The following is a 23664-nucleotide window of genomic DNA, read 5'->3' on the forward strand; positions in this document are numbered from 1 at the left end:
CTATGGGTCAGCCACTTTATATAGTACATAAATACTATAAAATAGCGATCACGCTGTGCCAGTTGCGTAAGTCCTGGGCAAGATAAAACGCCCCAATTGCAGCAGAATCAAGACCAGCAAGAGACTTTTGACTTTTGATTTTTGGCTTTTGACTTCCCCGTTCGCGCAGCGTCCCGTAGGGAAGGTGCTGACTTGTCCAAGTTAAAAATTTTTGCAAATATGAATCTTGAGCCGCTAGGGCCTCAATTTCTTGCTTCATCAACAGTACCAAAAAATCTGCACTCCGCAGCATCGCAACCGTTAACAAAAAGATTTCACGCCATCTAGGTTCAGTAATATGAGTCACTAGACGTTCTAACGGTTGTTTTAATGCTTGTAAATTATAACTGGCAACGATTTTTCGAGCAGTCAGATATTCTTGAAACGTCAAATAAGAGAAAGAAAAAATCCCCCGCACTCGTTCTGCTAGTAATCCATGTTGCAACTCTATCGCCTGAAGTACGCCTTCACTATCTAATTCCAATTCTTCTGGTTCTGTGGAAGCATTTGGCAAATCACCGATATAATCGCTAATATATTGCTCAACAATGCGTTGTTCAAAAAAGTAATTACCCTGCTCAAATGTCGCGCTAGCAACCTGACTCAGCAACTTAAGTTTTTGTGGTAATGAAAAACCTTCATACACTTCATCCCGCTCAATTGCTTTAGTTTCGTCCCATTTGCCCAAGAGCAGGTCTAAACACTGCTTATAAAAAGCAGCTTTTTGGGTTGGAAATTTGTTCTGGTGATGAAAAACCCAGCAGGTAAGATGCAAAAACAAGGGAGTGACAGCAAGTCTTTTAAATTGTAAATTTTCGGGTAAATCTAATTTTTTAATAAACTCAAATGCTTGTTGTTGTTTATTTTCGATGTTCGTGTTCGTAACTGCTGTAAACCACTTCTGAGCAAAAGCAAATTGTTGCTTTTGACTAAAAGGGGCAATTTCAACATCTGTAAAGCGTCTGAGGTTCAAAACTTTAGCTGCCGTGCGGCAGGTGACGACAAACATATTTTTTTGATACTTTTCAGATAGTCTGCGAATCTCATTGACGACACCCTTACTCTGTTGATGGAGTACTTCATCTAATCCATCCATCAACAGCAACACTCTGCCCTCTAACAATAAAGTTTCCAACACAGACGGATCTGAAATTCCACAGGTGAGGAATTCTTTGCAAATATAGTTGAGTAAATGGAATTCTCCTGCTTCTGTAGATTCGTCGGCAAAATCTCTTAAGGTGACAAAAATGGGAACCCGATTTGCAGCAAATCTCCCTCGGTTGCATTGAATCGCCAGATGTTGTAAAAAAGTGGTTTTACCTGCTCCCGGTTTACCCAACACCCGCAGCTTTGAGTAAGTTTGAACTGCCGCGATCCCTGCGATTTGTGTCTGGGATACTTCACCTAAACCAAAGCGATCAAATTCTTTTGATGTAAACTTTTGCAAATCAGCAAAGTCTAACCACTGAAGGCTGGCAATTTCCTCCAAAATGTTGACATCGATGTAAATGTCGTCGATTCTAACGGGGCGAGTAACATCTAATAACTGCAAAGTGCCGCACTGGTGTTGAATTTTGTCGAAGCGTTGCGATCGCACTTGTTGTACTAGAGCATCAATATCTAAGAATACGGCAGCACCAAGTTTTTTTGATTCAGAAAGTTCTTCTGGAAGATTAGCTGCAATCTCCCGCCAATTCAAGGACAACATAGAACAAATTTCGATAAAGATATGACGCTCAACCGGACGCCCAGTAAAAAACCGCCAAATTGGTTGACGAGTCTTTAACTTAACTTCAAAAGCCAAATTGTCTTGTGTCAACCCTTTACGAGCAAACGCTTTTTTGGCTTTTTCAATCCCGGCGAGGGATGCTTCGAGCGATCGCTTTACCATAGAAGCTTACACACATCAAATAAGAATTATTCAATTTGACATTATTGCAACATACAGTTTCGGAACTACTTAGAAAGTAAGCTAGATATTTTTGCTATTTTTAAATACTAATGATTTCATTTAAAACATCTTCAGCCAATACCCTGTGATTGTATTATTCCCAGTAGAATCTTCGCATTCAAGTATCTATTATGACTTTATATTTAATTTTATTGAAAGTTCTTTTATATTTAGTAGCTGTAGTGCTGCGGCAAGTTCAAGCTTTTTGTACGATTGAGTACTTATAATAAGTATTCTAGCACTTCTTTATACTTGTCTATAAAATCCTTTGCCTCAAATTATGCCTCTACCATTTTCCTCCTGCTCCCACACAGAGTTAACATAATCCCAGGTCGCCTAGTGGATGCTGAAAATGATTGACCCCTACGACTTTGAAGATGATGACTTTGACTTTGAGGATGAAGATTTATTGAAAATAAAACCCATCAGCCAAATGACTGAAGGGGAAAAGCTACAGCGATTTAAGAGGTTCTTTGACAGTAGCAGCCGTGCGATGTTGCAAAATTGTCTATTTCGGATCATCAATTACGAAGATGGTACAGGTACATTAGAAATTCTTTGCCCTAATGAAGTCATAAGGCAACGCCTTTCCAAGAAAAAGCGCAAAATTACCAACAACATCAACACCTGCTGGAGTCATATCAGATGGTTTTCGCTATGTGTCCAGCAAGATAGTGACTTGCATTGCCAAAAGTTTACCCGTAACGGCGATTTGGTGACATCTTAATTTGGGAATGGGGAATGGGAAATGGGGAATGGGAAATGGGCAATTAAGAAAGTGTTTTCCCAATGACAAATGACAAATGACTAATAACAAATGACAAAAAAACAAAAATTTCCTTACCTAGTTGGTTCTAAGTGGACAGCACAGCAAAAAATTGATGGCTGGCGGCACTTCCAAGTTGTTAACCGTAAAAATCAGGCTAAGTGGGTTTACGCCGAAATGGTTTCTGCTTGCGATCCAAAAGTCCGTTTTTGGATAAATGCCAAATTATTACAAGATAACTCTCAGTGGCAAGCTGGTTGGCAAACATTACAGGAAATCCACGGGCTTGAAACTGACGTATCCTGATTTGCCTCGTTCTGAGTCTTAGACTGGGAATGCCTAGTGGGCTGCCGCCTCGATCACAGGGGGCAGCCGAAATATTTTAATAATCTTAGAAAATATCTGGTAATTTAATAAATTTTTACAAAATTACACTAACTTACTTTCAAGCAGCAATTAAATGGTTGTGACTAGCGACTGAAAACTGGCAATTTATCTACGATACCTTTGGTGAGCTACGCTAACGCAAATTCCAGTAGTATTTCCAGCATCAGGCTGCATATACCTCTCTTTCCCCTTGACCCTGCGCCTCAATGACTTGAAAACACGTTGTAAAAACATTAGCTAATTCTATGAAAAGCATTCAAAAAATAGGATTTCAGCTTTTTGTTTTTTGTAACTCTTTTTATAAAAATAATTAATAAAAACTTTTTTTTGACTCTTTTGATAGCTTTTAAAGCCTTTAAAGTTAGTAAAAAACCAAATATAGATAATTAAGGTTTAATTCATCGCCTAAGACCGTTTTACAGATTAGGAGCCACTTTCTTTTCTAGGTAATTTGCCCAATAATGACATCAACAGACCTCACGCATCGCCATCTCAGGAAAGGTGAAGGCAAATGTTTGAGCAACAAGTTTGACAAGAAGCTATAAGAGGGAAACAACAGTGAAACTAGCAGTCTACGGAAAAGGTGGTATCGGTAAATCCACAACTAGCTGTAATATATCCGTCGCCCTAGCTAAACGTGGCAAGAAAGTGCTGCAAATTGGTTGCGACCCAAAACATGACAGTACCTTTACCCTGACTGGGTTTTTGATTCCGACAATTATCGACACCCTTCAAGAAAAAGACTATCACTACGAAGATGTCTGGCCGGAAGATGTAATTTATAAAGGCTACGGCGGTGTTGATTGCGTAGAAGCTGGTGGCCCGCCTGCGGGTGCTGGATGTGGCGGCTACGTAGTCGGTGAAACCGTAAAATTACTTAAAGAACTCAACGCCTTTGATGAGTACGATGTAATTCTTTTTGACGTTCTGGGTGACGTAGTTTGTGGTGGTTTTGCAGCACCACTCAACTATGCAGATTACTGCCTGATCGTTACAGACAACGGCTTTGATGCGTTGTTTGCGGCTAATCGGATCGCTGCTTCAGTCCGCGAAAAAGCAAGAACTCACCCACTGCGTTTAGCTGGGTTAATTGGCAATCGCACATCTAAGCGTGACTTGATTGAAAAATATATAGAAGCAGTGCCCATGCCAGTTTTGGAAGTTTTACCTTTAATTGAAGATATTCGTGTTTCCCGTGTGAAAGGTAAGACTTTGTTTGAGATGGCAGAGCAAGATCCTTCCCTAGACTACGTTTGTGACTACTATCTCAACATCGCCGACCAAATTCTAGCCCGTCCCGAAGGTGTTGTACCTAATGATTCACCAGATCGGGAGTTGTTCTCTTTGTTATCCGATTTTTATCTAAATCCGGGTAAACCCCAGGTTCCTAATTCAGAAGAAGAACTAGACTTGATGATTGTATAAATCACCAAGTTCTCAGGATGGGGGACAATAACATGGCATTCTTTCACAGCTTTACAGATTCAATAAAGCAAAAGTGGTTGCAATTTTTCCAGAATAATCGAGACTGGATTACCCTTCACATGGAAGTGGAATCAGTCTACACCCCTGATGGCGGGAAGCGACCACCTTCCTACCTCATCCTGGGAGTTCTTAACGCCCTAGAGCCAAAACTAGCGCAGTTAATGTTGCCCTTTGCCAAACTCAATCCTGACGCCGATACCCTGATTGAAGTGCTGGATTTGCATTTTGACCCAGATTTAGCTCTCGGTAATCGCTTCGTCGTCAACCCAGATGTAGAGAAATACGTAGAAGAAGCAGCATCTGTCATTGATGAAAAGCCTGAAGATGAAACATTGACACACACTCATACAAATGGCTTTGCGGCGGTGGCGGTAGTTGAAGAGTTCACAATTGTGGATTCTGAAGATGAAAGTCTGGAAATCAGCGAGTTGGAAGAAACGGAAAATGGCTTTGGCGATATTTCCCTAACCAACGGACACAACTCAAAAGATGAGTCTCTCGAAAGCTCTAGCCTAGAAGCAGATGAGTTTGGGGAAATTGCCTTCGATACAACAGCTGCAATGGAAGTAAAGCTGGATGAAGAAGACGAGGCGCTTGGAGATAGTCCACTAGATGAGAATGCGTTTAAAGACGTGTTATCAGATGTCTGGGGTGATGAAACAGCTTTACAAAAGGCTGAAGAAAATAACGATTTTTTAGGGGAAGAACTGCCAGCAGGCGTTTTTGATGAATCAGAAATTGCCCGCCTCTTCCCCAACGCTTAATTATTGCCGTTCTTCGCAATTTTAAGGTTTAGATTTGGGACTTCGGCTTACCTCGGCTCCGGTTCCATCGAGCGAAGTCGAGATGCTCGGCACAAGTCGCTCAGTCGAACGGTTTTGGATGAGGAATTAGGGAAATTGTCGTTAGACAGAGGATATTTTTGTTGTCCCAGCCTTCAATCCAAAATTATCAATCTAAAATCTGAAATTGGTTGAACTGCCATTAAATATCAAGGGGAGAAAAAACCAAAATGACTGTCGCTCAACAACCAGAAGCTTTAAGCTTTGAATGTGAAACTGGAAATTACCATACCTTTTGCCCAATTAGCTGCGTGGCTTGGTTATACCAAAAAATTGAAGATAGCTTCTTTTTGGTGATTGGGACAAAAACTTGTGGCTACTTCCTGCAAAATGCGATGGGGGTGATGATTTTTGCTGAACCCCGCTATGCAATGGCAGAGTTAGAAGAGGGCGATATTTCGGCACAACTGAATGATTATGAAGAGTTAAAGCGGTTGTGCTTGCAAATTAAACGCGATCGCAATCCTAGTGTAATTGTCTGGATTGGCACTTGCACTACTGAAATTATCAAAACAGATTTGGAAGGTTTAGCACCGAAGCTAGAATCTGAAATCGGGATTCCCATCGTTGTAGCGCGGGCAAATGGTCTAGATTACGCTTTCACCCAAGGGGAAGACACCGTATTAGCAGCAATGGCTAACCGTTGTCCTGATAAGGCTCCGGTGGCGGAAACAGAGAAAAGCGAACGGAATGCGATCGCAAAACTGCTCAACTTTGGTAAAAAGAAAGAAGATGTTGCCCAAGATGAATCTGAATACGTAGATCATCCACCCTTAGTTCTCTTTGGCTCCCTTCCCGACCCCGTGGTGACTCAGTTAACCTTGGAACTGAAGAAACAAGGCATCAAAGTTTCCGGCTGGCTACCCGCGAAGCGCTTCACTGAACTGCCAGTACTAGAAGAAGGGTATTATGTCGCTGGTGTCAACCCCTTCCTCAGCCGCACAGCTACCACCTTAATGCGCCGCCGCAAATGTAAACTCATTGGCGCACCCTTCCCCATTGGCCCCGATGGCACTCGCGCTTGGATTGAGAAAATCTGCTCGGTGTTCGGTATTACTCCCAAGGGTTTGGATGAACGGGAAGCACAAATTTGGGCAGGGTTGGAAGATTACGTGAAACTGATTCGTGGTAAGTCTGTATTCTTCATGGGTGATAACTTGCTGGAAATTTCCCAAGCAAGATTCTTAATCCGTTGTGGGATGACTGTTCACGAAATCGGCATTCCCTATATGGATAAGCGCTATCAAGGTGCTGAGTTGGCATTGTTGGAGAAAACTTGCCAGGAAATGGGTTCACCCCTACCAAAGATTGTAGAGAAGCCGGATAATTACAATCAACTTCAACGGATTTATGAGTTGAAACCAGATTTGGTAATTACTGGTATGGCTCACGCAAATCCGTTAGAAGCACGCGGTATTAATACAAAGTGGTCGGTAGAGTTCACTTTTGCTCAAATTCACGGCTTTACGAATGCGCGTGACATTTTAGAGTTGGTGACTCGTCCGTTGCGTCGGAATAATAATTTGAAAGATTTGGGTTGGGATAAGTTGGTGAAAGAAGAAGCGAAGATTTAAATTTAGGTTTGGATTGAGCAACAGCATAATATTATGTGACGGGCGAGCTTTTGGGTTCGTCCTTTTTTTTACTAACCGCAGAGGCACAGAGAACGCAGAGGAAGAGGATAGATTGGGATAATCAAAAATGCTAAAATTTTTATATTACTCTTAGTTTTTTACTCTTTAAGTTAATGAAAATTACCAAATTGTCCCCCCAAGAACAAGTAATTATTCCTCAATCTTTGCGGGAAGCTCATCAATGGTAATTAAGTCAAGAATTTATTATTGATATGGGTAATGGAATTCTTTTAAAGCCTAAGAAAGATTTTGTAGTAATGAAATTAGATGATGTAGTAGGTTACTTAAAATATCAAGGTAAACCCAAAACTCTTGAGGATATGGATAATGCAATTCGCCAAGGGATAGAGAAATTGTGATTTAAAAGTAGAAAACTGGCTCAAACCTAATTAAAAAAGCTAACAAGTTTCTATTCACTAACTCCAAAACTCACCATGACTCAAAAAACCTATCAACTCTCCCTAACCTTCGAGCAAATTCTTAATCTTGTCCTACAACTTCCCGCACAAGAACAACAACAACTTATTCAAGAAATAAAGAAAACCTCTTCAAATAATAAAGATGAAGATTTACTTAGTGTTTTTGATAGAATCGGCAGAAATGCTCAAGCCAAAGGATTAACCGAAGAAACTCTAGAAGAATTACTCGCCGATGAATCATAAACTAATTGTCATTGACACAAATGTTTTACTTAGTGCTGCTCTAAGTCCTAATGGAACAGCCCGTAAAGCCTTAATAAAGTCTATAAAGAATTTAAAATTGCTCAAAGCGATGAAACTTATCAAGAATTAAACACACGAATTTATAAACCTAAGTTCGATAAATATATCTCAGACGAAGACCGACAAGATTTTTTGAACATAGTTAAAAAGTACAGTCAATTTATAGAAATAAAATCTCAAATAAACGCCTGTAGAGATCCAGATGACAACAAATTTTTAAAACTTGCTAAAGATGCAAATGCAGAATTTTAATCACAGGATATCAAGACTTTTTATCACTCAATTCCCTAGCCGAATATCAAAACCAGATTATTACTCCTAGAGACTTTATTGACCTTGATTAATTTATCTTTAGTCTTGTAATTAGTTCAAATGGAAGGCTGTAACTCTAAAGGTTTGGATGGAATAATGTACATTAATTCTGCACCATCTGGTTTACTTTCTGTAGACGGAGTTAATTTAAGCCAGTCATGAAAGCTGATTCCTAATTGTGATATTGCTTGCACTTCTGTTTGGTAAGATTTAAAACGGCAATGGGTTTCTATCATAGATTCTACCGCTTCCATAACTTTAGGAAGACGTTTATCTGCTTCCTGTTTTAAATCCTTATGATCTGGGCCAAACCAACCTCCTTGAACCTCATCACGAGTTAAAATGGCTGGCGGTAGTGAATCGACCCATTTATATGTAGAATATAACTCTTGTCCCATTTTAAATAAGTTCTCACGTTGCATCTCGAAAACAGCATTTTCATCCAAATTTGGGTCAATCCATTGGTAAATTCGCGTTAGTCTACGCAAATCTATCTGACCTTTGTAACAAGGCTGTAAGTATGCTGCTGGATTAGAAGTGAGTAAAATACCAATATATTTTTTAATACGTGAACGTAGAACTTTTGCTCCTTCTTGAAAGCGTCGAAGTGCTGTATCGTGTTCTTCTAATTCTAAATAACAACGTGCTTCAGCTAAGTAGGCTAAAGATAAAGTCAGAAGATATTCATCAGCAATTTGGCTTTTTTGCTCAATTTCAATATCGGTATATTCAGCATAAATATGCTCTGCTTCTAAAAAGCGGTTAATAGCTTGTAGTGCGCTGCTTCTACGATTTTCAGTTTTGGTCATCGTAAAAGCATTAGTTGCTAATTCAATTGCAGCACGAAAATTAGCATAGAAACTAAGGTCTATTTTGCGGTTGATTTTGTTTAATAGTTCTTCCGCTTGTTTTAGGCGTTTTTCTAGCTCATTGAGACGCTGTGCTATTACAGCAAAGCCCATTACTGAAGCACCAAGAGTAAGTACACTAGACGCAGTAGTTATTTGCAAAAAACCTTGAGTTAGTTGCAGATTTTGCCCAATTTCCCCTAACTGATTTTCAATCCCACCTAAACGTTCATTGACATCAGCGAAGCCTTTCCCAGAAATAGCCGCATTAGCGACTGTTCCAATCAGGTTTACCCCTGAAACAGCCATGTTACCTAAACTTGTTTGTTCAACTCCACCCAAGCGTCCACTGACATTAGCTAATCCTTGACTTGTAGCAGCAGCATTTGCCCCAGAAGCAACAAGATTTGCACCGGAAAAAACAAGGTTAAGTAAATTGTTAGAGGAAGAACTTGATCCTGGAACTGGAGAATTATTAGGTTCCCTTAACCAGGTAACAATATGTTTGCTCGCTCGATCTATAATTACACCTCCAACTCTTTCTAAAGTTCCATCTTGCAGTCCTTTGACAATCCAATTAGCAAGTGTGAAAGTTACTGTCAATGGTATACTCATAATCTTCTCTTAATTGCTAAAATATCTGCGTTTTACTCAGTATTCCCAAATTAAGTTGTAGTTTGTGTAATAGCGATGTCTACAACGGGCTACGCCTACGCACTTTTTAACTAGAAGATGCAGAGCGATCGCAGATACAATCATAAGTAAAAGCAAGCAGGTAGAAAATGGCTGAAATTGTCACCCTTCAACTTCCTGAAACACTGGCACAAAAAGCAAAGGAAATCGCTGCTTTCACACATCGGCGACTTGAAGATGTATTACTAGAATGGATTGACCGCGCCATTACCGAACTACCTCTGGAGTCTCTACCGGATGATCAGGTTTTGGCTATGTGCGATATGCAGATGGAAACTCAGCAGCAAGAAGTTTTCAGTGACTTGCAAGCGCGTCACCGAGAGGGGCAGCTTAATGATGCAGAAGTTCGTCAACTAGATGAACTCATGCAGGTCTATCGACGTGGCTTAGTAAGTAAAGCAAGAGCCTTAAAAGTTGCTGTTGAACGCGGCTTGAAACCAGCCCTCAATTAACAGCAATGGCACGCTTTTACATTTCTGTAGAAATAGAACGTCGTGTCCGCACCGATGCTCGAAATCGCTGTGGCTATTGTTTAAGTCCTCAGCGTTTAGTAATGGCACGTTTGGAAATTGAACACATTATTCCCATATCTAAAAATGGTAGTAATGATGAATCAAACTTGTGGCTAGCTTGTCCCCTATGTAATCGCTACAAAAGTGATAAAACTACAGGGGTTGATCCACAGACGAGCGAAACGGTAAAGCTATTTAACCCTCGTACTCAAGTCTGGTTTGAGCATTTTGGCTGGAGTGAAGATGGTCTACGTATTGTTGGCAAAACGCCGACTGGTAGAGCAACTGTTGCAGTTCTACATTTGAGTGATGATGCAGATGCACTGGAAGTTCGCAGTTATTGGGTACTTGCGGGTTGGCATCCTCCAGAGGATTGAACGAACCGCAGATGAGAGAGCGATCGCTCTTTTTTAACCAGAAGATCCACCGCGATCGCAGATACAATCATAGGTAAAAGGCAAGCTGGTAGAAAATGGTTGAAATTCTCATCTAAGGCTATGAATAAAACACCCTCTCCTGACGAAAGCAAGCAAATGCTGAAGTGGCTAAACCAGAATCGCCAAATGTTATTAGATTTATATAAAAATCAATATGTTGCTTATAATGCTAATGGCTTAATTGCTCATAGTGAAAAATTGCGTGAAGTTCTAGAATTAGCAGAGGCTTCAAAGCAACCATTTGCAATTTACTTGGTTCCCCGTCGTACTGCTTCTATTCAAATTCTACCTATTCGGTTTCGCACAGTTGCCCGCCATGATTGGCAACCAAATTATCATGTAAAACTGAAACATAGAGATATAGAAATGTCTACAACGATGTTAGTAGACTCTGGTGCTGAGTTAAGTTTAATTTCTTTAAAAGTCGGTCAAGATTTAGGTTATGCTTTGGCTGATGCAGAATCAACATTGTTAGCAGAAACTATAGGCGGAAGAGTTGAGTATGTTTTACGTAATGTTGAAATGACAATTGATGAACACAGTTTTATTGCTCCTGTAGCATGGTTACAAAATAATACAGGTGGAGAGCAATTACTTTTGGGAAGAGAAGTTGTATTTGATAAATTTAATATTGAGTTCAGGCAAGCTGATGAGCAAATTATTTTTACATAGCGTAAAGATAGCTAATTAATTAACTTTAGACACTTCTCACAATTTGCAAAAATTTTTGTAAAACAGGTGTTATATCTTCTTGTTGCCACACTACGGCCGTTTCTACTAATGGTGTTTTTTCCTCTACAGCGCGATAAACTACACCAGACCTTTGAAGATTTTGCAATGAAGACGGTGCGATCGCAATCCCCATTCCCGCCGAAACCAACCCGATAATTGTCTGCATCTGAATCGCTTCTTGAGTCACTTTCGGGCTGAAATTTCCTTGCTGGCAAAGACTTACGATTTGGTCGTAAAGTCCGGGACCCAAATGGCGAGGGAACATGATAAAGTTTTCATTTACTAGCGATCGCACTGAAATCTTTTCTTGTTCCGCTAAGGGATGAGTTTCTAACATAGCCACAATCAAAGCTTCTTGCTGAATGCACTCTTGATTGAGTGTGTTGTCTTCTAATGGTGGATGGGCAAAGCCTACATGAATACGACGTTCTTGTAGCGCTTGCTCCTGCTGAGTTGTGGTTAATTCCTGCAAAATCAACTCTACTTCTGGAAACTGTTCTCGAAACCGTCGCAAAATTACAGGAAGCAAATCGTAAGTTACCAAACTGGTAAATCCAACTCGCAATTGTCCCTTTTCACCTCTTCCTGTTTTTTGGGTTAGCTCAATTGCCTTTTCCAGTTGAGCTAAAAGTTGATAAGCTTCTTGCAAAAATACTTGTCCAGCTTCCGTTAACTGCACCTGTCGCTTGGTTTTGCGATGAAATAGTTCTACTCCCAATTGCGCCTCTAGTTGCTGAATCTGCTGGCTTAGGGGCGGTTGAGCAATGTGCAATCGCTCGGCGGCTCTACTGAAGTGCAGTTCCTCAGCGACAGCAATAAAGTAGCGCAGATGTCGCAATTCCATTTTTTTGATATTTTATAAGTTTCAAATCTCTATAAATATATATTGGACATCTGAAAAGTACCTGCTTATGATACTCATACAAATATTGCAGGGAATCAGAGCAATGCAGGAAAAGTATACTCCAGGCTATTCGAGTAATGCAACGAATTTCATGGCAAAACGCAGCTTAGATACTCATGGTGCGTTTTTCAAGCCTTATTTACGTCCAGGGATGAAATTGCTAGATTGTGGTTGCGGGCCTGGGACGATCGCTTTGGGTTTAGCAAAAGCGATCGCTCCTGGTATGCTTACGGGTATTGATCGAGAAATCTCTCAAATCCAGATAGCTGCTGAAAGTGCTTTTACTCAAGGTGTGAGTAATACTAATTTTCTGGAAGCGAATATATATTCTCTACCCTTTCCAGATAACTCATTTGATGCAATCTTTTCCCATGCGTTGTTTGAGCATCTGCAAGAACCTGTGCAGGCATTGGGGGAACTTTGGCGAGTTTTGAAACCGGGGGGAATTGTTGGGCTTCGTAGTCCTGACTGGGGCGGGTTTTTGATTGCACCGTCTACACCGGAACTGGAAAAAGCATTTTCTTATTACAAGTGGCTCCAGCAGCAGAATTCTGGTAATCCTTACGTAGGTAGAGAGTTACGTGCCTTGCTGCGCCAAAGTGGGTTTACTAATATCAAAGCTTCGGCTTCTTATGAATGTTCTGAGTCGCTGAGTGAAGGTACAGAATATTTGGCGCTGCGAATTGAGGCTTCTGCAAAGGTGGATGGAGCTATAGAGAAAGGTTGGACTGATGAGCGATCGCTTACAGCAATGAGTCGTGCTTTACGAGAATGTAGTCAGCACGCAGATGGTTTTTTTGCTGCTGCTTGGTGTGAGGTTGTGGGACAAAAGGGTTAGAAGTGGAACGTAAAGGGGCGCAGAGGTTTTAGAGAATTTGTGACAAAAATTTGCGTGTTCTATCTTCTTTGGGGTTGCTGAAAAATGCGTCAGGGGTGGCTGACTCAACGAGGGAACCGCTATCCATTAAAATAACTCGGTCGGCGACTTCACGCGCAAATCTAACTTCGTGGGTGACGACTACCATTGTCATCCCATCACGGGCGAGATTTCGCATTACATCCAAAACTTCTCGTACCATTTCTGGATCTAAGGCTGAGGTGGGTTCGTCAAACAGCATAATTTTGGGTTGCATAGCTAAAGCACGTGTGATCGCTACTCGTTGCTGTTGTCCACCAGATAACTGTCCTGGATATTCCTGCGCCTGTCCTAAAATTCCTACTCTTTCTAATAGTTGCATTGCCAATTCTTCGACTTTTGCCTTTGGCGATCGCCGTACCCAAATTGGTACTAAAGAGATATTTTGCAGTACTGTAAAGTGAGAAAATAAATTAAATTGCTGAAAGAACGTGAAACTTTCCATACCATTTGTGAACATCTTCAGCAATAATTATCGGCACTTTTTTTATCGTTACGGATTTGCAACTCCGAATTTTTTAGGAAATGACGGATGCCTTTCGATAAGCTGATGAAATGACTATCAAGTAAGTGCTGATTTAAGATAGCAATAATAACTTTTACCATAGCGATCGCTTATCAATATTAGTAAGATTCTACAGTGCGATCGTCTATCTGAGATTTTGCCAAGGAACAATACCACTACACCACAAAACCAGTCATAAATAAAATTTGTGTTATAAGCCATCTAGAGATATATTATGAGTTCAAATAAATTTATCGCAACCCATAAATGCGTCGAGACTCAATTTTCTACAAACTATTTCAACAATCCCCAAGCCTATTTAAGCCGAGCCGAGGTGGAAATCATGTTAGGAATAACTTTACAGCAAACGAGAGTTTATCGAGAAATTAAGGAAGAAGGACGACAGGAAGGACGACAGGAAGGAGAACAGGAAGCAACTGTTAAATTAATTGTTCGACAATTAACTAAGCGTCTTGGGCAAGAACTGTCTAAAGAAATGCAAGCAACGATTTCTCATTTACCCTTAACAGTGCTTGAGAATCTAAGTGTTGCTCTGTTGGATTTTAGCAGCTTGGCGGATTTACAAGCTTGGTTAGATGCACAATAAATTATACAACTGACCAAAGAAGGCAAAATTTAAAAGATTAAAAGGAGTCAAATACTAGAATCATTCTAAATTATGACTCCTGAATTTTTTGGGTAATTTATTTTTTTAAATTCCCTAACTACTGATTTACAGATTGCAATCCAAATCCACCGCCAATTAACCAGAGAATTATCGGGAAAGATAATAAGCATAGTAGAGAAAGTCAAGGAGTTAGTACTTTAGTAAACTTTCCTCCAATTCAAAAACCTGCAAATAGTAAAACTGCAATTAACAATAACCAAAGGCGAGATGTAAAGTTTAGTGGTAACACAATTAAGAAAATGCTGATGATAAAAGCAAACAAAGCAATCCCACGTTTTGTTAACTGTTGTTTACCAAAGAATACACCCGCAATTATAGCTCCTAAAGTCGAAGCGATCGCCAGAATTAATGCTGATTTACACATAAAGTTAATTCATGCTCGACAATAAAATTGTATTTTTTAATTAATATAGTTGTTCCGTAAAAAATCAGTTAATTGCAATATAAAAATATACTAACCTCTATGCTAGATTTATTCGCTTTTAAAAGCAGTTATTGAAGTTTTTACTTATAATTTCAAAAGGCTCAGATGCTATGTAAAAATTTTCTCAGCTTGGCTTCAGCTGTCAAATTTGATTTAAAATACTGCCACCATGCTTAATCTAGCTAGACATTCATTCAACCTAAAAGAGAATATTAAAATTAAAGAGAGTTATTGCCATATCCCTCACTGGGTAAGATTTAAAAAATAGTGATTATCGCTTTTTTAATAAAGAGCAATCCTTCAGAAAATATCATTTACAACGCCGAAAGCTCATCTATTTTTCCTATCTTCAATGCCCCATACCCCATACCCCAAGCCCAATACCCTAATTGCACACTTCTATAGGATTAGAAGTATCCACACCAACCCAAACAACTACCCCTAGCAGGTTAAACTAGGTCTGGTAACAGCTGCTCCACCGTTCCTTATGAGGCTTTTATGGGAGCTAACCTCAAACAAATTGCCAACTATTTAGATAACCTTGGTTGGGACTACCGTTTTGATGATGAAGAAGACCGAATTATAACAGGTGTAGAGGCTGATAACCTAGAAGATTTCCTAATAGTTGTCCAGTTGGATGAAGAGGGAAAATTTTTCCGGGTATTTGCCCCTCAAGTTCTTGCAGGAATTCAAGATCATCCTCACAAGGGAGTTATCCTACAAACAATGCTTGCCATTTCCTGGGAAACCAAAATGTTGCAATGGGAGTATGACCCAGCCGATGGCGAAATCCGTGCCATTATTGAGTTTCCTCTAGAAGACTCGATTCTCACAGAAAGACAATTTCACCGTTGCCTGAGTGGGTTAATTCAGATTGTCGATAGCATAGCGATACCTCGCCTGAAAGAAGTAATGGCAACAGGTGTTGATCCGGGGAATATAGAACTTGGGGAAAGACTATTACTCAGTATCCAAGAAGAAGCTCCAGGATTGCTAGATGTGCTGGAAAAAGCAATGGAAGCGCGAAAAAAGCGAGGAAGTTTTCCCAGCGAGTGAGACGGATCATCACTTAAATAGCTATACTCCAAAGTGATACCCTCACTATATACTAAAATTTTCTGGGGCTGGATATTATGACATCCTATGCAACCTCCTCTGCCAAAGCGGAAATGAGTGAACTACGGCGGTTGAAAGGCTTACTACCGCCAGAATTACAGAGCTGGGTCACGGTTGAAGGCACAACTGAAGTCAATCCACCCCTGGTTCGTTGCGAAGAAATTGGTAAAGACCAGGTAGAAATTCAAATTGACTTGGTGAAATGGGATGCCCTCGCAATGGATCAGCGTAATCTGCTGTTCTGGCATGAAGTTGCTCGCGTTCAAAATGACACAATTCCTAAAGATGGTTGGGAAATGGCAGCGTTAGCCATTGGTTTAGGTGGTGCTGTCGGCGAATTGTGGGTACAAGATGGATTGCTGCTGGTGTTAGCTTTGTCGCTTTGTGGCGTGTCAGGCTGGCGACTGTACCAAAAGAATAATGGGGAAAAGCAACTGAGAGAATTGCTCAATGCTGATGAGAAAGCGATCGCATTGGCAACTCGTTTTGGTTATAGCCTCCCCAATGCCTACAAGAGTCTCGGTAGCGCCTTGAAAACCCTGATTGACAATACTCCTAGTAAGCGCCAACGGTCGAAATACGAAGCAAGACTCTCTGCCCTCAAACGCAGTGCCAATAAGGCAAAAGCTAAATCCAAAACTCCAGATGAGAGCGCATTGTAAAAACCAAAAGTAGTTTGAATTGTTAATCTCCCTGTCTTGAACTAAAGTTCAAGTCTGTCCCTCTCCAATTTGGAGAGGGACAATTTTATGTAATAAAAGCTCCTAGTGGTATTTTAATTGCGTTACTTAATTGAGCCATCTAATTCACGTTAAAACCTAATTTTTCCAACACCGGCTTTGTGGAAACAACGTGACGGTCTAAACCCAGTTCTTTTGGACTAACCCCAAGTGCCAAAGCAATCAACTGGGGTAAATGCAACACCGGTAAACCTAGCTTCTGTTCAATCACCTTTTCTACCTCTGGCTGACGCGAATCTAAATTTAAGTGACACAAAGGACAAGGTGTAACTATACAATCAGCACCAGATGCTAAAGCATCCTGAATATGCATCCCCGCCATCTTAAAAGATTGGGTAGTGGCATAACTAGAAAGCGGCCAACCACAACATTGTGTCCGCCCTCGATAATAAATTGGTGTTGCACCCACCGCCCGAAACATATTTTCCATCGCTTCCGGTTGGAAAGGGTCGTCATCAGGCATAGATTTTTGGGCGCGGAGGAGATAACAGCCATAAAAAGCCGCGCATTTTAATCCAGTTAACTTTCGGGTGACACGTTTGGTAATTTCCTCTAAACCGTAATCTCTCACCAAGGCGTAAAGAAGATGTTTAACGTCAGTACTGCCGCGATAAGGCGAACAGCCTTCTTTATGCAGCAAACTATTAACCTGTTCAACGTAAACAGGGTTAGAAGTCTTACATTCTTTCAGATGTTCGTTGACGTGACCGATAACACCTTGACAAGTACTGCAATGGGTAAGCAACGGCAGATTTAATTCTTCTGCTAGGGCAATATTTCTGGCGTTGACTGTATCTTCTAACAGTTGCGAATCTTCTTTAAATGTGCCAGAACCACAGCAAGCAGCTTTTTTAAGTTCAACCAATTCAATACCCAGTGCTTGGGTAAGCGCTTGAGTTGACTGGTAAAGTTCCCGACAGGCCCCTTGGGCAACACAACCAGGGAAGTAAGCGTATTTCAGGGTGTGAGGTAGCATAGAAGTATGTTTGGGTTAGAGCGATCGCTCTAAACAATAACCGTTTTATTATTCCTTGTTAGCACCAAAATTCTGATGTTTGAAGTTTAGCGACCCTTTAACCGTCTAGGTTCCAAATCGCAGCATCTACATATTCTGATTGCTAGCAAGGCTGTAAATACTGATCGAGACATTGTAAAAAATTTTAGCAATAATTGAAATCCGAAGCATTTATACCCTATCGGCGATGGCGTAACAGCCTTCACTGCCGAAGTGTTCCGAGAAGGCTTACCCTATTCATTTAAGGAAAGGGAGGAGTTTTCTAACAGAAGATCCCTTGGTAGTATACGGGCGATCGCGCTTGACGATAAGATGTATATGCTAAAAACAATGTCTCCTCTAAAGAGGAGATCGTAGCAAGTGGTTAAGGACTTTTATTTATGAGCCAAGCGGAACTTTTTGAAAAGGTCAAGAAAATCGTTGTCGAACAACTGAGTGTTGAACCCCCTGACAAAGTCACACCACAAGCCAAGTTTATGGAAGACCTGGGAGCAGATTCCCTCGATACCGTTGAGTTGGTGATGGCATTGGAAGAAGAATTTGATATCGAAATTCCTGATGAAGCTGCCGAGCAGATTACATCGGTTCAAGACGCAGTAGATTACATCAATAATAAAGTTACCGCATCAGCTTAATTGGGGATTGAGATTGGGAATTGGGAAGATTTTTCCGCGCACCTAGTCACCTTTGGGTAATGCTCCTAATGTAGCTAACGCCAGTCGTTCTAAGTCTGGAAATCTGGCCAGTCGTTCATAAAGCAAACCTTTAAGACCGGGCTGGCTCACCAGTACCTAGTCATTAGCCTCAAATTTTTTGCCTGCTGCTTTTTCGCCATTTTTAACTGAATCATGACAGATCATACACGTAAACGCGTTGTTGTAACTGGTGTTGGCGCGATTACACCTATAGGTAACACAGCAACAGAATATTGGGATGGATTATTGAGTGGACGCAATGGCATTGACTACATCACATTATTTGATGCATCTAGCCATGATTGCCGAATTGCTGGTGAGGTGAAAAACTTCGATCCGCATGATTACTTGGAGCGCAAAGAGGCCAAGCGTATGGATCGGTTTTCCCAATTTGGGGTTGCGGCAGCAAAACAGGCTTTATCTAACGCGGAGTTAGTGATCAATGACCTGAATGCAGAACAGGTCGGTGTCATGATCGGTTCTGGCGTTGGTGGCATTAAGGTATTAGAAGACCAACAAACTATCTACCTCAACCGTGGCCCCGATCGCTGTAGTCCATTTATGATCCCGATGATGATCGCCAATATGGCCGCAGGATTAACGGCAATTCACACGGGTGCTAAAGGGCCAAACTCGTGCCCAGTAACTGCGTGCGCTGCTGGTTCTAATGCCATTGGTGATGCTTTTCGCTTAATTCAAGGGGGATATGCCCAAGCGATGATTTGCGGGGGAACAGAGTCAGCTGTCACACCATTGTCGATAGCTGGGTTCGCCGCCTGCAAAGCCCTCTCTTTTAACAATGATGACCCAGCTCATGCTAGCCGTCCCTTTGACCGCGATCGCAACGGATTTGTCTTGGGTGAAGGTTCAGGAATTTTAATTCTAGAAGAACTGCAACACGCCATCAGTCGCGGCGCTCACATTTATGCCGAAATGATCGGCTATGGCATGACTTGTGATGCTTACCATATCACCTCCCCCGTACCCGGTGGACTCGGAGCCGCTAGAGCCATCGAACTAGCCCTCAAGGATGCTGGCATAACTCCCGAACAAATTAGCTATATTAATGCTCACGGCACTAGTACCCCAGCTAATGATTCAACTGAAACCTCAGCAATCAAAAAAGCCTTGGGAGAACACGCCTATAAGGTAGCAATTAGCTCCACCAAATCGATGACAGGTCATTTATTGGGCGGTTCTGGAGGTATTGAAGCAGTCGCAACAGTACTAGCGATCGCTAATGACCAAATTCCACCGACAATCAATCTGGAAAATCCCGATCCAGAGTGTGATTTAGATTACGTACCTAACTCTAGCCGCGCTCAAAAAGTTGAGGTGGCAATATCCAACTCTTTTGGGTTTGGCGGTCATAATGTCACACTGGCCTTTAAGAAATACGTTTAAAAAAAGTCAGGAGGCAGGAGGCAGAAGGCAGGAGGCAGAATTTCGGACTCTACTCGTTTGCCCACTTGCCCAATGCCCCATGCCCAATGCCCCATGCCCAAAGTATCAGAAATATCATTCCGATATAAAGTAAGCGTTCAGCATGACCCAATTATCAGCTTGATTTATCACCATAAACTCAGGAGATCCCGCTTGTCCATCGATAAGTGGGAGTGGGATGATGAGGATACTGTGGGGAATCTAAAATAACCCCAGCAAGAGAAGCTACGAAGAGTGCTAACCCGTCGTTAAAAACAAGAGATTATGACTGTTGCAACCCAATCCGCCAAAGAATTGTCCGTCGAAGAACTGGCTATTAACTCGATCCGCTTCTTGGCTATTGATGCCGTAGAAAAGGCAAAATCGGGACACCCAGGACTACCAATGGGCGCGGCTCCAATGGCTTTTGTCCTCTGGGATCGCTTTTTGAAGTTTAATCCCAAGAATCCCAAATGGTTTAATCGCGATCGCTTTGTCTTGTCAGCCGGTCATGGCTCGATGTTGCAGTACGCCCTGCTTTACTTGACAGGTTACGACAGTGTAAGCATTGAAGATATCAAGCAATTCCGTCAATGGGAATCCAAAACCCCTGGACACCCCGAAAACTTCATGACCCCAGGCGTGGAAGTCACAACTGGTCCCTTGGGTCAAGGAATTGCTAATGGAGTTGGTTTAGCGATCGCCGAAGCGCACCTTGCCGCTAAATTTAACAAACCCGATACCAAGATTGTTGACCATTACACCTACGTAATTTTAGGTGACGGTTGCAACATGGAAGGAATTTCTGGTGAAGCTTGTTCTTTTGCAGGACACTTGGGATTAGGCAAACTCATCGCTCTGTACGACGACAACCACATTTCCATCGACGGTTCCACAGATGTAGCATTTACCGAAGATGTTTCTAAGCGGTTTGAAGCTTACGGTTGGCACGTCCAACACGTCGAAGATGGTAATACCGATTTAGAAGCGATCGCTAAAGCAATTGAAGCGGCTAAAGCTGTCACCGATAAGCCTTCTTTCATCAAGGTAACAACCATTATTGGTTACGGTTCCCCCAATAAAGCAAACACTGCTGGCGTTCACGGTGCTGCCCTGGGTGGAGATGAAATTGCCTTGACTCGGAAAAATTTGGGTTGGGAATACGAACCTTTCGTAATACCCGAAGAAGCTCTTAACCACACACGCAAAGCAGTTGAGCGCGGCGCAGGCTACGAAGACGAATGGAACAAAACCTTTGCCGACTACAAAGCTAAGTATGGCCAAGAAGCGGCTGAATTTGAACGCTACCTAAACGGCAAGCTACCCGATGGTTGGGATAAGGTACTACCCACCTACACCCCCGAAGACAAAGGACTACCCACCCGTAAACACTCAGAAACCTGCCTCAACAAACTAGCAGGGGTATTACCTGAATTGATTGGTGGTTCGGCTGACTTAACCCACTCCAACTTGACCGAAATCAAGGGTAAAGGCGACTTCCAAAAAGGGCACTACGAAAACCCCAACATCCACTTTGGTGTACGGGAACATGCTATGGGCGCAATCTGTAATGGTATAGCGCTGCACACTTCAGGATTAATCCCCTACGGTGCTACCTTCTTGATCTTTACAGATTACATGCGTGCTGCCATCCGCTTATCCGCCCTTTCCCAAGCTGGCGTGATTTGGGTGATGACTCATGATTCCATTGGACAAGGTGAAGATGGCCCAACACACCAACCCATTGAAACTCTCGCTTCCTTGCGAGCAATTCCTAATTTATTAGTGTTTCGTCCCGCAGACGGTAACGAAACCTCTGGCGCTTATAAAATAGCGATTGAAAAAGCGAAGGAAAATGCTCCGTCTCTGTTGGCGTTCACCCGTCAAAACGTCCCCAACTTGGCTGGTACATCGGTTGAGGGTGTAGCCAAGGGTGGATACACCGTGGTGGATAGCGAAGGTACACCCGATATCATCTTGATTGGTACTGGTTCAGAATTGAGCCTCGCCGTTGGCGCAGCCGAAAAACTCAAAGCTGAAGGTAAGAAAGTTCGTGTTGTTTCGCTACCTTCATGGGAACTGTTTGAAGCACAGGATGCGGCTTATAAAGAGTCAATTTTGCCGAAAGCTGTCACCAAGCGTTTGTCTGTAGAAGCTGCCGCTAGTTTCGGTTGGCACAAATACGTGGGTACTGAAGGCGATACTGTTAGTATTGATCGCTTTGGTGCTTCGGCTCCAGGTGGTGTTTGTTTAGAGAAATTTGGCTTTAGCGTTGATAATGTGTTAGCTAAGGCTAAACAATTGTTGGGTTAATAGCAACAGAATATTCTCAAAATAGTATGGGGTGGGCTGAAAGGCCCGCCTTTTTTATATAAAGAAAGATTAGCTATAATTGGAGTAATAAGTTACTAATTGGGAGGAAGTTATGCAGGAAGTTTCTGAGGAAAGAGACGTACTTCTAGCCCGGATAAAAAAAATTGTAGAACATTTGATGCAAAAGGATAGTAGCTATCAGTATTATCTAGATAAAGATAAAGCAATTAAAATTATATTTAAATACTATTCTGAGAAAGTATCTATGGAGGAACTAAAAGCTATGTCTGATTTCAGATTAACAGGGTTTGTTTAGGGAGATATGATGACTTTGTTATTGATTGAAGGGGATGATTATATAGACCTTGAAAGCAATGTCTTATGTTTAGATATAGTAAATTTCTAAGCAGAAGAATGATTTTTTGTTATATAACTTAATATAATGATTAGAAACAAGCTGATCGCGTTATGATTTATAACGCACTATACTTTCATAGTACAATAGTACCAAGGTAGTCCAAAATTACTATTTATACTGAGAGGCAGTATGAAAGCAGAGCTTCTCAAGAGATTTTTTAGAGCGATCGCTAGTTCAGATCAAGACGCGATTGATAAGCTTACATACCTAGTGATTGAGGAAGAACGCAGTAAGGGACATACTCTCTTAGCTGACCAGTTAGAGAATATCACTAAAAAAAGCCAGAAAGAGAAGCCTACTAACATTAGCAAACCTGCTTCTTCAGTACCAGAAAACTTACAGACATTAACTGAATTATCAACCAGTAAGCGATTTAATCTTCCTTTAGTAACTATCATACCAAGGGATCATTTGCGGCATCACATGGTGTTGCCAATAAATATTGAAAAACGTTTCTGTCGAATTGAACGCGAGTATGCGGCTAGAGATAGGCTTGCTCATCATGGATTGCGTTACAGACAAAAAATTCTTTTATATGGGCCTCCTGGGTGTGGAAAGACACTAGGAGCAGAACGTTTAGCTTGGAATACAGGATTACCACTCTTGAAAGTTCGGTTTGATGCAATGGTGTCGTCTTTTTTAGGCGAAACTGCCAGCAATTTAAGACTTGTATTTGAGGATGCCTCAAAAAGTCCATGTTTATTGTTTCTTGATGAATGTGACTCAATTGCTAAGACACGAGAAGACTCTCAAGAAGTAGGAGAAATTAAGCGAGTAGTCAATACATTTCTTCAAATTTTGGATGAGTATCAACCCTCTTTTGGGCTTTTAGTAGCAGCTACAAACCTAAATAAATCTCTAGATACTGCTCTTTGGAGAAGATTTGATGACTTGATCGCAGTACCCAAACCAGGAGAACAGGAGCTAGAATTTATACTAAAAGAAACATTATCTGCAATTGAAGTGGGATCTATCAACTGGCCAAGGATCATTGAGCAGATGAGAGATTTTTCTGCGGCTCAAGCTGTGAGGGTTGCACAAGATGCAGCAAAAAGAGCAATCCTTGAGCGAGAGGAGCTAGTGATTCAAGAACACTTAGAAGAAGCGATCGCAGAAATCAAAGTTTTTTAGTATTAATTTTTGGTGTT

General features: G+C 41.4%; 24 protein-coding genes and 2 pseudogenes. 20 read left to right on the forward strand and 6 right to left on the reverse strand.

What is annotated here, in order from left to right; translation table 11 throughout:
- Positions 1 to 34: 34 nt before the first annotated feature.
- A complete protein-coding gene (locus tag RMX98_RS12555; protein WP_322677268.1) occupies positions 35 to 1930 on the reverse strand; it encodes an NACHT domain-containing NTPase in 1896 nt (631 codons plus the stop codon).
- A gap of 412 nt (positions 1931 to 2342) precedes the next feature.
- On the opposite strand from RMX98_RS12555, the gene RMX98_RS12560 reads away from it, so the two are divergent.
- The 8 genes from RMX98_RS12560 (at position 2343) to RMX98_RS12595 (ending at position 8078) form a co-directional block, all read left to right on the forward strand.
- Positions 2343 to 2717, forward strand: coding sequence for a hypothetical protein (locus RMX98_RS12560; RefSeq protein WP_322677267.1), 375 nt, complete (start codon positions 2343 to 2345; stop codon positions 2715 to 2717).
- Positions 2718 to 2807: 90 nt separating this feature from the next.
- Positions 2808 to 3062, forward strand: a complete 255-nt coding sequence (locus RMX98_RS12565; RefSeq protein WP_322677266.1) for a TIGR02450 family Trp-rich protein — start codon at positions 2808 to 2810, stop codon at positions 3060 to 3062.
- 639 nt (positions 3063 to 3701) lie between these two features.
- Positions 3702 to 4568, forward strand: coding sequence for a ferredoxin:protochlorophyllide reductase (ATP-dependent) iron-sulfur ATP-binding protein (bchL, locus tag RMX98_RS12570; protein WP_292774821.1), 867 nt, complete (start codon positions 3702 to 3704; stop codon positions 4566 to 4568).
- Between the two features lie 32 nt (positions 4569 to 4600).
- Complete coding sequence (locus RMX98_RS12575; protein WP_322677265.1) at positions 4601 to 5392, forward strand: DUF5331 domain-containing protein; 792 nt, start codon at positions 4601 to 4603, stop codon at positions 5390 to 5392.
- Between the two features lie 248 nt (positions 5393 to 5640).
- The gene (locus tag RMX98_RS12580; RefSeq protein WP_322677264.1) at positions 5641 to 7044 is read left to right on the forward strand and encodes a ferredoxin:protochlorophyllide reductase (ATP-dependent) subunit N; all 1404 of its coding nucleotides are present in this window, start codon (positions 5641 to 5643) and stop codon (positions 7042 to 7044) included.
- A 272-nt stretch (positions 7045 to 7316) separates the two neighbouring features.
- Positions 7317 to 7463: a hypothetical protein gene (locus RMX98_RS12585; protein ID WP_322677263.1), complete on the forward strand. Its 147-nt coding sequence runs from the start codon at positions 7317 to 7319 to the stop codon at positions 7461 to 7463.
- Between the two features lie 75 nt (positions 7464 to 7538).
- On the forward strand, positions 7539 to 7766 hold the full coding sequence (locus tag RMX98_RS12590; RefSeq protein ID WP_322677262.1) for a hypothetical protein: 228 nt from the start codon (positions 7539 to 7541) through the stop codon (positions 7764 to 7766).
- A 138-nt stretch (positions 7767 to 7904) separates the two neighbouring features.
- Positions 7905 to 8078, forward strand: coding sequence for a putative toxin-antitoxin system toxin component, PIN family (locus tag RMX98_RS12595; protein WP_409881442.1), 174 nt, complete (start codon positions 7905 to 7907; stop codon positions 8076 to 8078).
- A gap of 116 nt (positions 8079 to 8194) precedes the next feature.
- Here the strand turns inward: RMX98_RS12595 and RMX98_RS12600 are convergent, their stop codons facing one another.
- Positions 8195 to 9601 carry a hypothetical protein gene (locus RMX98_RS12600; RefSeq protein WP_322677261.1) on the reverse strand — a complete coding sequence of 469 codons (1407 nt, stop codon included), beginning with the start codon at positions 9599 to 9601 and terminating at the stop codon, positions 8195 to 8197.
- Between the two features lie 167 nt (positions 9602 to 9768).
- Between RMX98_RS12600 and RMX98_RS12605 the strand changes: the two genes are divergently transcribed.
- The 3 genes from RMX98_RS12605 to RMX98_RS12615 all read left to right on the forward strand — a co-directional run bounded on the left by RMX98_RS12605 (position 9769) and on the right by RMX98_RS12615 (position 11300).
- The gene (locus RMX98_RS12605) at positions 9769 to 10131 is read left to right on the forward strand and encodes a hypothetical protein (RefSeq protein ID WP_322677260.1); all 363 of its coding nucleotides are present in this window, start codon (positions 9769 to 9771) and stop codon (positions 10129 to 10131) included.
- Positions 10132 to 10136: 5 nt separating this feature from the next.
- Positions 10137 to 10568: an HNH endonuclease signature motif containing protein gene (locus RMX98_RS12610; RefSeq protein WP_322677259.1), complete on the forward strand. Its 432-nt coding sequence runs from the start codon at positions 10137 to 10139 to the stop codon at positions 10566 to 10568.
- Between the two features lie 120 nt (positions 10569 to 10688).
- Positions 10689 to 11300, forward strand: coding sequence for a retropepsin-like domain-containing protein (locus RMX98_RS12615; RefSeq protein ID WP_322677258.1), 612 nt, complete (start codon positions 10689 to 10691; stop codon positions 11298 to 11300).
- Between the two features lie 25 nt (positions 11301 to 11325).
- On the opposite strand, the gene RMX98_RS12620 is transcribed toward RMX98_RS12615, so the two are convergent.
- The gene (locus tag RMX98_RS12620; protein ID WP_322677257.1) at positions 11326 to 12204 is read right to left on the reverse strand and encodes a LysR family transcriptional regulator; all 879 of its coding nucleotides are present in this window, start codon (positions 12202 to 12204) and stop codon (positions 11326 to 11328) included.
- A 103-nt stretch (positions 12205 to 12307) separates the two neighbouring features.
- Here RMX98_RS12620 and RMX98_RS12625 point away from each other — a divergent pair, with 103 nt between their 5' ends.
- Positions 12308 to 13102 (forward strand): methyltransferase domain-containing protein, encoded by a 795-nt coding sequence (locus RMX98_RS12625; protein WP_322677256.1) that lies wholly within the window; start codon positions 12308 to 12310, stop codon positions 13100 to 13102.
- Between the two features lie 28 nt (positions 13103 to 13130).
- Here RMX98_RS12625 and RMX98_RS12630 read toward each other — a convergent pair.
- A pseudogene (locus tag RMX98_RS12630) lies at positions 13131 to 13607 on the reverse strand (amino acid ABC transporter ATP-binding protein); the annotation flags it as partial.
- A 397-nt stretch (positions 13608 to 14004) separates the two neighbouring features.
- On the opposite strand from RMX98_RS12630, the pseudogene RMX98_RS12635 reads away from it, so the two are divergent.
- Positions 14005 to 14292 (forward strand): annotated as a pseudogene (locus RMX98_RS12635) (DUF4351 domain-containing protein); the annotation flags it as partial.
- Between the two features lie 238 nt (positions 14293 to 14530).
- On the opposite strand, the gene RMX98_RS12640 reads toward RMX98_RS12635, so the two are convergent.
- Positions 14531 to 14737, reverse strand: a complete 207-nt coding sequence (locus RMX98_RS12640; RefSeq protein WP_322677255.1) for a hypothetical protein — start codon at positions 14735 to 14737, stop codon at positions 14531 to 14533.
- Between the two features lie 558 nt (positions 14738 to 15295).
- On the opposite strand from RMX98_RS12640, the gene RMX98_RS12645 reads away from it, so the two are divergent.
- Positions 15296 to 15853: a hypothetical protein gene (locus tag RMX98_RS12645; RefSeq protein ID WP_322677254.1), complete on the forward strand. Its 558-nt coding sequence runs from the start codon at positions 15296 to 15298 to the stop codon at positions 15851 to 15853.
- A gap of 77 nt (positions 15854 to 15930) precedes the next feature.
- The gene (locus RMX98_RS12650; RefSeq protein WP_322677253.1) at positions 15931 to 16575 is read left to right on the forward strand and encodes a DUF3318 domain-containing protein; all 645 of its coding nucleotides are present in this window, start codon (positions 15931 to 15933) and stop codon (positions 16573 to 16575) included.
- A 139-nt stretch (positions 16576 to 16714) separates the two neighbouring features.
- On the opposite strand, the gene RMX98_RS12655 is transcribed toward RMX98_RS12650, so the two are convergent.
- Positions 16715 to 17629, reverse strand: a complete 915-nt coding sequence (locus RMX98_RS12655) for a CoB--CoM heterodisulfide reductase iron-sulfur subunit B family protein (protein ID WP_322677252.1) — start codon at positions 17627 to 17629, stop codon at positions 16715 to 16717.
- Positions 17630 to 18048: 419 nt separating this feature from the next.
- On the opposite strand from RMX98_RS12655, the gene acpP reads away from it, so the two are divergent.
- The 5 genes from acpP to RMX98_RS12680 all read left to right on the forward strand — a co-directional run bounded on the left by acpP (position 18049) and on the right by RMX98_RS12680 (position 23647).
- Entirely contained in the window at positions 18049 to 18303 is a 255-nt protein-coding gene (gene acpP / locus RMX98_RS12660; RefSeq protein ID WP_322677251.1) for an acyl carrier protein, read from the forward strand.
- A 213-nt stretch (positions 18304 to 18516) separates the two neighbouring features.
- Positions 18517 to 19767, forward strand: coding sequence for a beta-ketoacyl-ACP synthase II (fabF, locus tag RMX98_RS12665; RefSeq protein ID WP_322677250.1), 1251 nt, complete (start codon positions 18517 to 18519; stop codon positions 19765 to 19767).
- A gap of 303 nt (positions 19768 to 20070) precedes the next feature.
- Positions 20071 to 22098 (forward strand): transketolase, encoded by a 2028-nt coding sequence (gene tkt, locus RMX98_RS12670; protein WP_322677249.1) that lies wholly within the window; start codon positions 20071 to 20073, stop codon positions 22096 to 22098.
- 112 nt (positions 22099 to 22210) lie between these two features.
- Positions 22211 to 22414, forward strand: coding sequence for a hypothetical protein (locus RMX98_RS12675; RefSeq protein ID WP_322677248.1), 204 nt, complete (start codon positions 22211 to 22213; stop codon positions 22412 to 22414).
- Positions 22415 to 22645: 231 nt separating this feature from the next.
- The gene (locus RMX98_RS12680) at positions 22646 to 23647 is read left to right on the forward strand and encodes an ATP-binding protein (RefSeq protein WP_322677247.1); all 1002 of its coding nucleotides are present in this window, start codon (positions 22646 to 22648) and stop codon (positions 23645 to 23647) included.
- The last annotated feature ends 17 nt before the right edge of the window (positions 23648 to 23664 follow it).

Source organism: Nostoc sp. DedQUE02 (assembly GCF_034531035.1).
Classification (GTDB): Bacteria; Cyanobacteriota; Cyanobacteriia; order Cyanobacteriales; family Nostocaceae; genus Nostoc.